Source organism: Parabacteroides distasonis ATCC 8503 (genome assembly GCF_000012845.1).
Taxonomy (GTDB): Bacteria; Bacteroidota; Bacteroidia; order Bacteroidales; family Tannerellaceae; genus Parabacteroides; species Parabacteroides distasonis.
The window spans coordinates 3,509,202-3,523,958 of the sequence record NC_009615.1 but is presented as its reverse complement, the minus strand read 5'-3'; the positions used below and the strand labels follow the sequence as shown (position 1 = coordinate 3,523,958).

At 44.3% G+C, this 14,757-nt stretch carries 10 protein-coding genes; all 10 read right to left on the bottom strand.

Translation table 11 applies throughout. The features are described from left to right. Window positions 1-11: 11 nt before the first annotated feature. Window positions 12-3,287: a SusC/RagA family TonB-linked outer membrane protein gene (locus tag BDI_RS14700; protein WP_011967070.1), complete on the bottom strand. Its 3,276-nt coding sequence runs from the start codon at window positions 3,285-3,287 to the stop codon at window positions 12-14. 47 nt (window positions 3,288-3,334) lie between these two features. Then, window positions 3,335-4,585, bottom strand: coding sequence for an MFS transporter (locus BDI_RS14695; RefSeq protein WP_005860494.1), 1,251 nt, complete (start codon window positions 4,583-4,585; stop codon window positions 3,335-3,337). A gap of 103 nt (window positions 4,586-4,688) precedes the next feature. Beyond that, the gene (locus tag BDI_RS14690) at window positions 4,689-5,891 is read right to left on the bottom strand and encodes an AGE family epimerase/isomerase (protein ID WP_005860496.1); all 1,203 of its coding nucleotides are present in this window, start codon (window positions 5,889-5,891) and stop codon (window positions 4,689-4,691) included. A 3-nt stretch (window positions 5,892-5,894) separates the two neighbouring features. Next, the gene (locus BDI_RS14685) at window positions 5,895-6,812 is read right to left on the bottom strand and encodes a dihydrodipicolinate synthase family protein (protein ID WP_005860498.1); all 918 of its coding nucleotides are present in this window, start codon (window positions 6,810-6,812) and stop codon (window positions 5,895-5,897) included. A gap of 141 nt (window positions 6,813-6,953) precedes the next feature. Beyond that, window positions 6,954-8,162, bottom strand: coding sequence for an ROK family transcriptional regulator (locus BDI_RS14680; RefSeq protein WP_011967069.1), 1,209 nt, complete (start codon window positions 8,160-8,162; stop codon window positions 6,954-6,956). Between the two features lie 200 nt (window positions 8,163-8,362). Further along, window positions 8,363-9,655: an HlyD family secretion protein gene (locus BDI_RS14675; RefSeq protein WP_011967068.1), complete on the bottom strand. Its 1,293-nt coding sequence runs from the start codon at window positions 9,653-9,655 to the stop codon at window positions 8,363-8,365. Further along, window positions 9,645-10,877 (bottom strand): TonB-dependent receptor, encoded by a 1,233-nt coding sequence (locus BDI_RS14670; protein WP_005860505.1) that lies wholly within the window; start codon window positions 10,875-10,877, stop codon window positions 9,645-9,647. The genes BDI_RS14675 and BDI_RS14670 overlap by 11 nt, the downstream gene beginning before the upstream one ends. 4 nt (window positions 10,878-10,881) lie before the next feature. After that, window positions 10,882-11,145 carry a hypothetical protein gene (locus tag BDI_RS20430; RefSeq protein ID WP_005860508.1) on the bottom strand — a complete coding sequence of 88 codons (264 nt, stop codon included), beginning with the start codon at window positions 11,143-11,145 and terminating at the stop codon, window positions 10,882-10,884. A 52-nt stretch (window positions 11,146-11,197) separates the two neighbouring features. Then, complete coding sequence (locus tag BDI_RS14665; RefSeq protein ID WP_005860510.1) at window positions 11,198-12,511, bottom strand: radical SAM/SPASM domain-containing protein; 1,314 nt, start codon at window positions 12,509-12,511, stop codon at window positions 11,198-11,200. 29 nt (window positions 12,512-12,540) lie between these two features. Continuing rightward, window positions 12,541-14,736, bottom strand: a complete 2,196-nt coding sequence (locus BDI_RS14660; protein WP_011967067.1) for a peptidase domain-containing ABC transporter — start codon at window positions 14,734-14,736, stop codon at window positions 12,541-12,543. Window positions 14,737-14,757: the final 21 nt, after the last annotated feature.

Genomic DNA, 14,757 nt, shown 5'->3' with positions numbered 1-14,757 from the left:
AATGGGTTTGACTAAAATGTTACGGATAAACCAAGAAGAACCGTTTTAGGAGTTGGGTATCTACCGTTATCAAGACCTTGACCATAGGTAGTATCTACCGCCGGTTCCGGAGATACACCGGTATATCCTGTGATGTAGAACAAGTTTTGTCCGGTTACATAAACAGAGGCATTGCTCATCAAGGCTTTGTTAATCCATTTCTTTGGTAGGTTCCAAGTCAATGTGATTTCACGTAAAGCTAGATAATCACCCTTTTCGTAGAAGCGGGAGCTGTTGTTGTCAACTGCTGTCAAACCATTGTTGGAGCGAGTAATATTCTTCTTGCTCAACTGATCGGCATAGTAGAACTTAGGTATATCCGTATCCTGGTTTGTCTCCGACCAACTGTCTTTCACCATATCGATGATGTTAAACGAACCTTGATATTGTCCAAGTGAACGTGCGGCTAAGTCGTTATACAGCGTATGCCCTAACGCATAATCAAAACGAGCGTATAAAGAGAAATCTTTATAGCCTAATGTCGTGGAGAAACCACCGGTTACTGTCGGGAAAAGATTACCTACTTTCACGCGGTCTAGATTGTTGATTACGCCATCATTGTTCAAGTCGGCCCAACAAACGTCACCCGGCTCGATCGGTTGCTTACCTGCCTTATCCTTTAAAGCTTCCCATGCGGCGGGGCCATACAATTCTCCAATTGCGTCGTAGCGGTTATTGGCATTCGCTTTCACGTCATCCCAATCCTTGAAGATATGATCTTGCTTGAAGGCAAATAAATCACCCAGCTTACCACCTTCTTGTTTTCCGCCAACCCATACGACTTCACCCTTTTGCGGGTCGTATACTTGGTAACCTCCTTGGCGGTTATTTTCGTTCCCATTGGCCGGAAGCTTGACAATCTTGTTCGCTACCGTAGATAAGTTTGCTGATACATCCCAACTGAATCCGTTTACGTTGTTTAGGATATTCGCTTTTACTTCCATCTCGAAACCTTGGTTACGTAAAGTTCCCAAGTTGGTTTTGATGCTGTTGAAACCAGTGTAATTGGGTAAATCCAAATCTGTCAACAAATCGGAAGTCGTACGATTATAATAGTCTAGGATAAAGCTCAGGCGATTGTTGAAGAATCCTATATCCAAACCTACTTCGAAAGATTTACTTTGCTCCCAACGTAATCCACCGTTTACCAATTTGTCATTATAGAAACCTACAGAGCCATCATAGTTTGTTATGATCGATCCGTTCGCGTCTTTCTGCCCATAGCTGCCATATACGTCGTAGTATCCTAATCCGTTTACGTTACCGTTCACGCCGTAGCTGATACGAGGCTTCAGGTTAGAGATCACATCTACCAACTTCGATTCCTTAAAGAACTCCTCTTCCATGATATTCCAACCAGCGGAGATACCCGGGAAGAAGCCCCAACGGTTATCGCTCAACTTGGAGATTCCGTCATAACGAGCTACGACCGATAATAGGTATTTGTAATTGTAGTTATAGTTTACACGGGCAAAGCCAGAAAGGATACGATAGCCTTCCTTGTAGCTATAGGTATAGGTACGATTACTACCAGCGTTCAAAGTAGGGATGTCATCCGACGGAGAATTTTCGGTCCTTGCGTTCAGCGTATATTGATGCCAATTGAAATACTCGCCACCAAGCATTGCCTCCAGATTGTGTTTTTCTTTGAATGTGTCTGTGTACGTCAAAGTAACACTATGTTGCTGTTGGTTCTGCTTTATATATTTGGCCTCAGCCTTACGGGTAAGATTCGGGTTAGTGGCGTTTTGTTGTTGGTAAGATTTCTCGAACTTATCTGTTTGATCGTCTACGTGGTATAGGGCGCTATTCTCTTTCAAGATTAATTTCTTCGGGATGATCTCTAGATCAAAACCGATATTATAGGTAGAGCGGCGGGTTCCATTCGTATTCGTTAATTTATCTTTGTAGTAAAGAGGGTTTCCATCACCCGTGCCGAAGCCTGAAGCGGGAGATCCGTCTTCCATGTATGGGTTCCATGTAGGGCGTTGGCTCATTGTGCGATAGAAGAACTCATATGATCCGATCCAAAGACCCGGCTGGCGAGACCATGTATAAGTCGTTCCAGCGTTGACTGTCAAGATCGGAAATATCTTATAGGATCCATTGAATGTCCCGGAGAAACGCTCGTAGCTGGTTCCCTTAATGAGACCGTCTTCTTTGTAGTAACCTAAGCTGGCTGCGAATGTACCTTTGTCGTTACCTCCTGTGATATTGATATAATGATCTTGCGTGAAAGAAGGGTCTTGGAAGGCTGCGTCTTTCATTTGCCCTGAGTAATCCTTGAATAAGATTTGTTTATTCGGATCGGTTGGGTCTTGCATTTGTTGCCAACCTTCTGCCAAGAGGCCTTTGGTACTGTCATCCAAATAACGGATATCAAATAGGTCATTCCCGATACCGTATCCCATTTGGTTATCCATGCCTGAACGTCCTGTTCTTTGGTATCCTAAGCGATTGTAGTAAATATAATCGTGAGCGTTTAAGTAATCATAACCTGTGCGAGCAAAGTTGGCACCTCCCTTGAACTTGTAAGAGACGGAAGCGGATCCTTCTTTACCACGTTTCGTGGTAACCAAGATTACGCCACCATTGGCACGGGCACCGTAGATAGCGGTTGAGGCTGCGTCTTTCAATACTTGGATAGACTCGATGTCGGAGGGGTTGATGTCGGCCAATGAGTTGCGCACGATACCATCTACAACGACCAATGCGCCATTATCCTTACCTGTTATGGTAGCTCCGCCACGAAGTACGATATTTGGGTTTGCTCCCGGCTGACCGGTCGTGTTTACGACGCGCAAACCAGATACGGTTCCTTGCAAGGATTGTCCGGCGTTAGACATCGCTGCGTTTTCCAGTACGGCGTTATCCAATTTAGAGATAGAGGTTGTCAAGGTCGCTCTCTTTTGTGAGCCACCGTAACCGGTTACCACTACTTCGTCTAGCTGTTCGGCGTTTTCTTGTAGGATCACGTCTACTTTGGCTTTCCCAGCTACTGGAATTTCTTGTGTCTTGTACCCAATGAAAGAAAATACTAATGTGGCGTTTTTGTTGGATACGGTGAGAGTGTAATTACCGTCGAAATCGGTAATCGTTCCATTTGTCGTGCCTTTTTCAACGATAGACGCACCGGGGACACCCATGTTATAGGTATCCAGCACTGTTCCGGAGACTGTCTGCTCTTGTCCGTACATAAATGCCGGAAGTAGGAGCGCAAGCATTAAGAGCAGTAGATTCTTCTTCATAATGAATTACTTTTTTGTTGTTTATTTAGTTTATTGGATGAGATTAATTAGCATTCGTCGGTCATATTAGCGACTTTCGGACGTAAGAAGATCACTTGGATTAAAAGTGCGATGAGTACCAATCCGGCTAGCATGGCGAAGTCATGGCCAAGATTACCAGCGTCGGTAGATTTTCCTAGTATATCCGTGATGGCGGCTCCGGCAAATACACCGGTCATATTCATAATTCCATAGGCTGTAGCCCGATAACGGGGGGAGATGAATTGGCAAAGGATAGGCATATTATTGGCGTCGAATATACCATAACCGATACCGAAGCAAAGACCACCGCCGATAATCATCGGGAAGTTGTGCCCAAATCCTAGTAATAGGAGAGAGGGTATCGTTAATGCCAAACCGATGGCGCCTGTGTATACACGTCCCCGGACATTCCGCTGGATCCATTTATCGGATAAAATACCTCCGGCGATTACCCCTATAAAGGAAGAGATAGCGATCGTGAATGTAGATAACGGACCGGCCTCGGACATATCCAACGAGAGATTTTCAGCGAATAGGGTAGGGAGCCAGTTCTTTGTCGCCCAACCCGGTAAGCTCGGCGTGGCGAAATAAAGAAGAATGATCCAAAAAGCGATGTTCGTGAATAACATCCCTAATCCTTTAAACGCACCGGAAATCGGATTCTCTTTCGGATAATTTTCCAGTTTTACGGCTTGTTCCACATGATCTTTCTTATCGTGTAAGAAGATGATCAAGACCACGCTATAAGCGATGCCGATGATACCAAACCAATGGAAAGTCGTTTCCCACGTATAAGCGCTGGCCACCGTAGCTCCGAATCCCCCCAAGGCTTGGCCTACGTATAGACCTGTCATATGGATACCTACGGCTAATGAGCGTGTTTTCTCTTGGTGATAATCTGTGATAAGCGATAATCCGGCAGGAATATACAGGGCCTCACTGACCCCCATCAAGGCACGTAGGTAATAGATCTGATTGAAATCCGTGCAATACCCCATCATCAAAGTCACGAAGGACCAGACAAATAAGCTACCCACGATTAGCCACTTCCTGTTTACCCTGTCTGCCACCATACCGGCTACAGGGCTCATGAATCCGTAGATCCAGAGGAAGACCGCCATCAAACGTCCGAAGTTCGCCGCAGACTCTAGTTCCACGATATCCACCATCATAGCTGATTTCATGGTTGATAGCATCTGGCGATCCATATAGTTCAGTAAGGCGACAACCCATAGTAAACCGACTACGATCCAAGGATATAATTTCTTATTTTTCATTTGATTGAGGAAAATAAAAAGGAAAACAAAGCCTTAGAAACATCAGGAGCCACGGTTGTGACCCCTGATGTCAATTGACCAATTTTCAGTATTTTAGATAAAGTTATTTAGAAAGAATTTCGTCGCAGAGTAAACTACATTTGAGAAGCATTCTAGGAATGTGGAACGGACCTTTGAATAGATTGCCTTTGGCAGATTGAGAGAGACTACCATCGAAGTGTAGGTAGCCATACCATTCCCCATATTCTTTGTCGGGGAGATGATTAAATGTGTAATCGTTTATTAGTTTGTGCATTTCGAGATATTTGGCGTCGCCAGTCGCTTGGTAGGCGTAAAGCGTAGCGATAACCGCCTCGCATTGTGGCCACCAGAACTTCATGTCGTGCCAATACTCTTGGGGAGGGAAGTTTTTGCAATCCTTGAAATAGTTGATTCCGCCGTACGTCTTATCCCAGCCCCAGTCCCAAGACCAGTTGAGGATTTGTAAGCCCATCTCTTTCAGTTGAGGGTCCCATCCTCGGTATTTGGCCTCTTCTAAGATAAACCATGCGGTCTCGATGGAGTGGCCGGGATTGATGGTACGCCCGGCGATAGAGTCGATAAACTCACCGTTGGGTCCTACTGTCTCCAAGATAGCCTTGAATTCGGGATGCATGAAATCACGGCGTAGCTCGGCTATGGAATCATCGATTTGTTGTGTAAGTATGGGATCGTTTATGGCCTCACGGATGCGTGCCGCCGTATCGATCAGTATCATGCAGAAAGAATGGCCTTTCGCCACGAGACCTTCACGAAATTTAGGCTCCAATAATCCCGGGGTATTCTTATAGTGTAATACTTGCTTGAATAAGTTCACGGCCTTCTCAGCATAGCCTTTGTCGCCTGATGCCAATGCATAGTGAGCCATAGCGATCGCCGCGAAAGTCTCGGAGAATACGTAACGGCGTTTACGTACAGGGATGCCTGTCGCTGTCACCTCGAAGAACATACGTCCGTCCGTATCAAAACAATGTTTCTCGATGAAATCGATACCGTTTTTACAGGCTCTCAGCCATTCTTCGTTCTTCTCAATGTGATTATAGGCATATGCCAAGATAAAGGCGAATCGTCCTTGGAACCAAACGGATTTAGTGGAGTCCATCAGAGTACCATCCCGGTCTACGCAAGTAAAGTAACCGCCGTTCTCTTTGTCCAGTCCGTATTTCATCCAAAAAGGAAGAATATTGGAAAGAAGCTCATTCCGATAGGTCTTGCCCCAATAAGCTAGATATTCCGATGGATTAGATAAATTGTCAAACGCTGCCATACCTTAGAATTTATTACATCTTTCAAAGAAATTGATAGCCTCTAATTCCGCTTTCATTGCGGCCTCTTCTTCGTCCGTCATATTCCGGAACGGGGTACGGTTCTTGCCGAGATCTAATCCGATCAATTTCATGATGCGTTTTCCTCCGACGATATTACCACGGTAATTGCAGATAACGTTAATAACCTCCTGAGAGAAGTTTTGTCTCTCGCGAGCTGTCTCTAAGTCACCGGCTGCCCAAGCCTCTAGGATACCGGTTAATTCTTTTCCGTTATAGTTTGTGGTACCACCGATACCTCCTTGCGCTCCACCCATCGCAAGGCAAGGAAGAATCGTTTCATCCTGTCCGTGCAACATGTCGAATTTACCATCCTTGTATAAACGACATTGATTGTATTCGTATAAGCTCTCGTATGTATATTTGATACCGGCGAAATTAGGGATACGCCCGTCTACTGCTTTTAAGAAATCCAGCATAGGGAGGAAAGCGTTGTTAAACGCAGGGATATGATAGTAGTAAAACGGTAAGGCAGGAGCGCCGCAAGCGATCTCCTCGCAGTACTTTACCAATTCCTCAATTCGACCGATACGAGGGAAAGGGGTAGCCATAGCGCCAATACCCCAAGCGCCGATCTTTTGAGCATGTTCCGCTAAATTACGGCTAGACTTAACGCATGTGCTACCTACGTGCACGATTACCTTAAAGCCTTCCGGAGCTGCTTCCATCCATTTCTCGGCCAATTTCATGCGTTCTTCCTCTGTCAGCATATAACCTTCTCCGGAAGAACCATTGATGAATACGCCTTTCAGCCCGTTTTTCACAAGAAGTTTCGCATAATCTTCAATGGGCTCGTAATTAACTTCCCCGTTCTCGTAGAACGGAGTAAAGGGAGCATCGATCAATCCTTTAATTTTATCCATATCTGCGTTATTTTTATGAGTTTTAACCTCTGATTTTAATTATGCTGCAAATATAAATAAAATATTTTAATAATATAGTGGTGTTTTATCGAGAAAATGAAATAATTATTTATTTTTTATTTAATTCCTTTGAAATACATATTAAATCATACCTAGAATTTTAGATCGAGATAGCAGGCAGGCTCCTAATATACCCGCTCTTTCACCTAATTTGGATACTTTGATCTGAGTATCACGGGTTACCAAGTTCAAAGAGTACTTCCTGACGGCACTTTTAATAGGTAGGCTTAAATATTCTCCCGTCTGCGACAAGGGGCCGCCCAGTACGACCAGTTCCGGATTGAAAATGTTCATCAATCCGGCTATTCCTTTACCTAGATTAAAACCGATCTCCTCCAGTATCTCAATGGATAGCATATCCTCTTTGTGAATGGCGTCGATCAAGTCAGAGAGCCCGATGTATTCCCCGGCATCGATTTTACTGGCCAATATGGTGTTGCTACCCTCTTTATACCGCTCAAGGAGGGTACGGTATAGGGCAGAACCGGAAGCTCCAGTCTCGAGGCATCCTTTTTTACCGCAATGGCAAAGAATCTCATTCTCGAAGAAGCTGAAGTGCCCAAATTCTCCGGAGAAACCTGATTTCCCGAAATAAACCTTGCCGTCTATGATGATACCGATACCTAATCCCCAAGATATATTGATGAATAGGATATTTTTCTCTCCTTTTACGACTCCTTGAAGATATTCGCCGTAAGCCATGGAACGGGTGTCATTCTCTATATAGATCTTTATATGTAGTTTTTCCTCAAGGATTTGAGACAAGGGCTTCTCCTCAAAGTAAAAAATGCTATAGCTATATCCGGCGAAAGGATTTACCCGTCCGGATATATTAATGCCAATGCTTAATATTTTTTCCCTTGGGATCGGCAACGAGTTTATAAATTCATTGATGCATTCGCAAAGATGGTCTAAAGCGGCTGGTGTGTTTTCGAGTGTATAAGGGATATTCTGCTCAATGCGGATCTTATCTCCTTTAAAATCTAATATGGCTAGATTCAGTTGATCTTTCAGTATATCTACGCCCACAAAATAGCCGGATATGGGATTGAGCCCGTAAATACTAGGTTTACGCCCTCCGCTAGTCTCTTGTTTTCCAAAGTCGAGTATATAACCGTCCTCTTGTAATTCGCTAATTAGCTTAGTGACGGTGGGGATACTGAGATTCATTTCTTTACATACCTCCGCTATAGTAGCGTCTCCATTGGCCATATAATAATGTATGATCTTCTTTTTCAGAAGGCCACTGCGAGTATTGTCATCGGACGAGAGCAAGAACTTAGTTGTCATGGTTATACCTTTATTGAGTGATTAGGGCAAAGGTACAATAAGTTTTTTCAAAAACTAAGCGTAATAAAATAAAATTTTTTCATAAGGAGCTATCTTAATTGTAAGAATTTGTAATAGAAGTTGAATACCATAGTCTGCGGCGGACTCTGTCACTCGTGACATCTGTGATAAACGCATAGGAAAGAAAGGATAATATTACACTAAAATCCTTCTTTCACGATCCGTTTGATCGGGAGGAAGAATCGTTCGATCAGGCGTAATTCTTCCGTTACGATCTCCGCGGAGGCTTGCGTCTCGGGCGAGACGGGCAGGTCGATACCGTAATTGGTTCTCAGCCCCTCTGGAAAATCGATATCCGCCGTATAGTACTCGTCGGTGGGGACCAATGAGATATTCGATACCACGCCGTTTACCACTCCAAACTCCTGATCCGGGAAATTGGAGAAACGGACGATCGCCCGCTGGCCTCTCTGGACTTTTCCCGAGCGTGCTATCGGTATGCGCACCTTCCCCACCAGCCGGCCCTCGCCTTGCGGCACGACGGTGAAAGCCACCTCTCCGGATGGGATATATTGGTTCTCATTCCAGTACTTGGTGAAAGTCACGACACCCCCTACCGGGGCGATGAGGCAATAACGCAACCTCCACTCGTTCATGCTGTTCAGCAATTGTTCCCGGGCGGTCTGTAATTCCTGCCGTAGCGTAAATTCTTTCTCGCTCCGCTCCAGCGTCAGATCCAGCAAGGATTGCTCTTGCTCCCCGATCTGTATCCGGAGATTCTCGGCCGAGGCTGACGCCCCTTCCAGCGAATAACGGCTTTGCAGCAGGGAAGCCCGTGCGGTCTCATGCTCGTAGGAAGAAATCACGGACCGGCTATACAATAATGAATCCCGGGCGTATTGCCGCCTTGTCAAGGCGAATTGCTCCGAGAGGGTCTTCCGCTGCCGTTCGGTCTCGTTATAGTAAGCCTTATACAACGCTATCTGTTTGCGGATGGAGGCCATTTTTTGCGGATAATAATCGATCTCCCTGTAATTGACGCAGGCATGGAGCGCCGACAGTAGTCCCGAGTAAGCCGCTTGCATATCACCCAGCGATAGCTCCTTGTACTTTGATAATGCCTTGTCCAGGCTATCCACGTCGCTTCCGGATCGTTCCAACGCCTTATCCAGATAGATGGCATCGTCCGTGTCGGCGTGATTCTCTATGACCGCCAGCCAATCCCCCTGCCTTACCGGACGATTATCCCTGACGAGCAGCTCCTGTATCTTCCCCGCCGCCCGTGTCACCACCGCCGTTGCGGGATGTTGCCCCGTCAATGTCATGTCAGCCGTGATCACGTCAGGATACTTGAAGAAACAGCTCCCCACCAGCAACGCTACGACCACGAGGAATAACAGCGTTATCCCCCACCGTACGATCCAGGCCGGCACTTGCCCCATCACCTCCTGTACCTCCTCGCTACGTAACTCTATATCTTTATTATTTTTCATAAGGTGGTTTATTTCGTTTGGTGGTAACTACGATAATCCCTCTTTTCCCTTTTGGACCGTATATAGCAGCATCAACACCTTTTAGGATAAAAATTTCTTCTATTTCGGTCACAGGAAACGAAAGTATATCATAATTTTGATATGGAACGTCATCAACGACAAATAAAGGTGGCTCATAATTTTTTACAGGATCCGTTTGGAATGAAATGGCTCCATAATCTTGAATAAACACACATTCCTTATACACATGATCTACTACATACCACGAAATGTTAACACTCCCCAATAGATAAAGTAAGGACCTCATATCCTGTATATGCCATTGTTCTATGTTTTGTCGATAGATTACACGACTGGATGGCAAAGATCCAGAATACAATCCATTATATTTTTGTTTTCTTCTCATGCTTGCGATAATAGAAACTTCATCGAGATTTACGGTTTTCCATATATCCGGATTTGGTTGTGATAAGTTTTTAATGGGAGTAACCTCTAATGTCATAGCTATTAAATCCCAGGCCAAACTCAATCGTGAGGGATCTGAATCTATTTGGTTCTTAAGTGGAAGCAATCCCATTCGGAAGTCTGGAGGCAATGACTGGAAATCAGTCTGTTCTTGTATGTTTAGTACGACACGGCCACACAATAGATTCTTCATAGAATCTACTAAAGCGAACGAGGATATCCCTTTTGGAAAATGTTTTTTGTCAAAAACTAAATAAGAATCTTTAGGATTCCAGACTTTTTGGAAAAAAATAGAATCTTCCGATTGGGCCACTAAATATAATAATTTCATTGGCACTTCCCTCGAAGAGTTGATAACGGATAAGAGCCATTGTTCTTTATTTTCAATTATTTTAAGACCAAAGCCATTTTCACTCATCATTGGCAAATAAAAATTCTTACGGATTCTATCTCGATTTTCGCATTTTAAGATATATCTTTCTCCTGGATTTGCATAAATATGAAAGTAGCCTATTCCGGGCAATAGCGTTTTCACGGATTGAACCGTATCCCCTCTCTCATTTATAATTACTCCAGTGATGGATATCTTTTTCTTGTCAATTCCTTCCGCTGTAAAAACTATTTTACATGAGATATTTTGAAGAATAGATCCACTTTCAGGATAAAACGTAACAATATAGTCGGTCTCCCGTTCCGATGCAGAAACGGGAGATACCAAAAAAAGAATTTGGATAATACTAATGATAATAGATTTCATAAATTTATATATTCATTAGTACCGGCAAATCAGGTAAGCGACGTTCAGGGCACACTTCTATGTTGGGAGAACAAGTTCCATAGTTTCTAGGGCAATTAGTACCATCTCGAAAATTTCCACATGGATCAGAAATGCCAAAAGCCGCATTACATGAGTATCCTGTTGCTCCACAATTTGTATTACGCTCGTTACAAGGCCGTCCTCCTATAAGTTTAGCCATTGTAAATTCATTTAGACGGCTTTTTTCAATCACTTTAAAATTTTTCATAACGCAATGATATTAAGTTTTTAAATAAATAGCCTTTTTATTATAATCTTATTCAGCTATTTTGTGACAAATGAATTTTTATAAATTCTTTGAGAGAACCCTTAAGGTATGTACATGTATCATAATGTTTATCTTTAAATATATTTTCTATCCGTTTATGGGGGCAACCTCCAAAACAAATAGGAAGATAAGGACATTTAGAACATGTTTTATCTTCCAGTGGATCTGCGGCATAGAGGTATCGGTTAAGAATTTTCTGATCTATGGATTGAATAGTTCCTTCTGAATCCAATTTTGCTATGGCATATTTTTGATCGCCTATAATTTCCCAACATTTATATAAGTATCCTTCTGGATCTATTGTAAATGTGTGTTTATTTCGAATAGAACATTCTGTAAAAGAGGAATCTGGATATCCACATAAATTGGTTACGATACCTCTGTCATAGTAGAGCTGTTGTATAAACTCAGATTTCTCTTGTCTATTGAAAAGTAAAGAACAAGAAGAACTTGATTTAGAAGAAGTAGATGTTATAAAAGCAGGATAAATTCCAATCAATGGGTTGCTCTTATATCGTTGTAATATGAAAGAATATAAAGTTATAAATTCAGAAGAATTCTCTTTATTCATATTTACTCGTATACTAATTCGTATTTCTGGGGCAGAAGATGCTAGCAAGTCTATATTCTTTATAGTTCTAGAAAAAGTATCGTTTTCATTTTTTGTGAATTTTATCTTGTTGTGAGTCTCTTTTAATCCATCTAGCGTAATTTGTATGTGTTGTAACTTCATCTCCTTAAAGAGTTTTATAATATCCGGTGATATCAAGAACCCATTAGAGATTATTGAGAAAGAATAATTTTTATCGGGAATCAGAATCATCTTACGATAAAGTGATTCTATTTGCTTAATGCCTAGAAGAGGTTCTCCTCCAAACCAAACTACGTGAATATTTTTAATGTTTTCATATTGTTCTATGAATTTAATAATTGAGCTTATGACCTTTTCTGTCATATAAATATTACGTTTGCAATTTTCAAAACAGTAAGAACACGAGTAATTGCAATCCATGGTTGGAGCTATCGTTAGATTTAAGATATTGATGGAGCGTCCTGCTAGGATAATACTTTTATACAGTAAGAACTCATCCCGATCATTTTCAGTGATCATATGGTTTTCTTTCAAAGTTTGATAAAGTTCATCACATCCCAAGTCTTTCTCTTGTAAAGGTGTATGTCTATTCTTGTTGACTAATAAAATCTTATATGTATCCTCTGCTATTTCGATCAAGGCATTAGACAATGTATTATATGCATAAAATTTACTGTCTATCTCAAATAGGAATGTGTACATTGATATTTTCATGGTATTTGCATATTTAGATTGTTAAGTGATTAATTCCCCAACTCCAACTGGTTCTTCACCAACTTATAATAAGTCCCCCGCAAGGCCGTGAGCTCCTGATGCGTCCCTTCCTCCACGACGCGTCCCTTGTCCAGCACCACGATCTTGTCCGCGTCACGTACCGTGCTTAGCCGATGCGCCACGACCACCACCGTCCGTCCTTTGTAGAAGGCGTGCAACTGCTCCATGATCTCCCGCTCGTTGTTGGCGTCCAAAGCGTTCGTGGCCTCGTCAAGGAAGATGAAGTCGGGATTCTTGTACACCGCCCGGGCGATCAGGATACGCTGTCTCTGCCCTTGGCTCACTCCGTTTCCCTCCATGCCGATCTTCGTATTATAGCCCAACGGGAGAGAATCGATGAAATCCCGGATATTCGCCACCGTCACGGCATGCAGCAGGCGTTCCTTGTCCACCACCTCTTCGCCGGGGGCGATGTTGTTGGCGATCGTATCCGAGAAGATAAAACCATCCTGCATAACCGAACCGGTCTTGCTACGCCATACGTGAGGATTCAAGTTCTTGAGGGAGGTATCGCCGATCCTCACATCCCCCTTGTTGGGGTTGTAAAAACCGAGCAGGAGTTTCACGATCGTCGTTTTTCCGCTCCCGCTGGCCCCCACGATGGCGGTCACCCTGTTATGGGGTATCGTCAGGTTGATATCCTCCAGCACGTAATCCCGGTCCGCGCCGTCATAGCTGAAGCTGAGGTTTTCCAGCCGTAGCGTCCTGTCATCGGGAAGAACATTCAGCCTTATCCCGCCTGCCTGTTCCTCGTCCTCCTTCCCGTGTATCTCGCCGAGCCGCTCCAGACTGATCTTCGCGTCCTGTAGGGATCGTGAGAAATCGATCAATTGCTCGATAGGCGAAGAGAGCTGCCCCACGATGTAGGTCACCGACATCATCATACCCAGCGTCATATCCCCTTGCACGACGGCCCGCGCCGCGATGAAGGAGATGAGTATGTTCGTGGTCTGGTTGAAAAAGACCGCCCCGAGTTGCTGATATTGTTGTAACGCCAACCCCTTGATCCCTATCTTGAAAAGTTTTACCTGTATCCGTTCCCATTTCCATCGCATCTTGGTCTCGCAATTATTGAGCTTGATCTCCTGCATTCCGGTGATGAGCTGGAATAGGTTGCTTTGCTCCCCGGCCGCTTGCGAGAAACGCTTTACGTCCAGCTCCCTCCTCCATCTCATGAAGGCGAGTACCCACGCCACGTATAAGCCGTTACCCGCCAAGAAGAGTCCCAGTATGGTCCAGTCATAGTAGGCGAGCACGAACCCGAACACGATGAAGTTGACAAAAGAGAAGAGCGTATTGATGGATGTCCCGGTCATGAAAGCCTCGACGCGGTCATGGTCTCCGATGCGCTGCATGATATCGCCCACCATCTTGGTATCGAAGAAATGCAGGGGCAGGCGCATCAGCTTGGCGAGGAAATCGGAGATCAAGGCGATATTGATCCTCGTGTTTACGTGCAGCAATATCCAGCTCCGTATGAAGTCCACGGATAGCTTGGCGATAAAGATCACCAATTGCGATATAAGGATCAAGGTTATGAAACCTAGGTTGTTGTCCCGTATACCGGTATCTACCAAGCTCTGCGTGAGGAAAGGCAGGATGAGTTGCAGTACGCTGGCTGTCACCATGCCCAGCACGAGCTGTGCCATCTCCCGCCTGTAGGGCGATATATATCGGAAAAAGAATCCGAGGTTACGTTTCCTGTCTCTCTCCTCGTCCTCCATCCCGTAGAACTCCGGCCCCGGTTCCAGCAAGAGCGCCGTCCCGGTATCCTGCCCGTCCACCTTGGTACTGACCCAGCACCGCTTGAACTCCTCCCTCGTATAGGTGATGAGTCCCGCCGCCGGGTCCGCTATGTAGAACTTCCCTTTCCTTATCTTGTAGCAAACCACGAAATGCCATTGGTTCCAGTGCAGTATGCAGGGTAGGGGACATTCCTTTTCCAATTCCTCCACCGTGATCCGCACGCCCTGTGTTCGGAACCCGATCGCTTCCGCCGCCTCGCTGATACCCAGCATGGAGACTCCTTCCCGTGTGATGAAGGCTTTCTCCCGTAAGTTCTGGATCGAGTACACACGACCATAGAACTTGGCGATCATACGGAGGCAGCTAGGACCACAGTCCATAGAATCCAATTGCTGATAATGTGGAAACGATCTTAGCATAAATTAAAACATTAGGATATA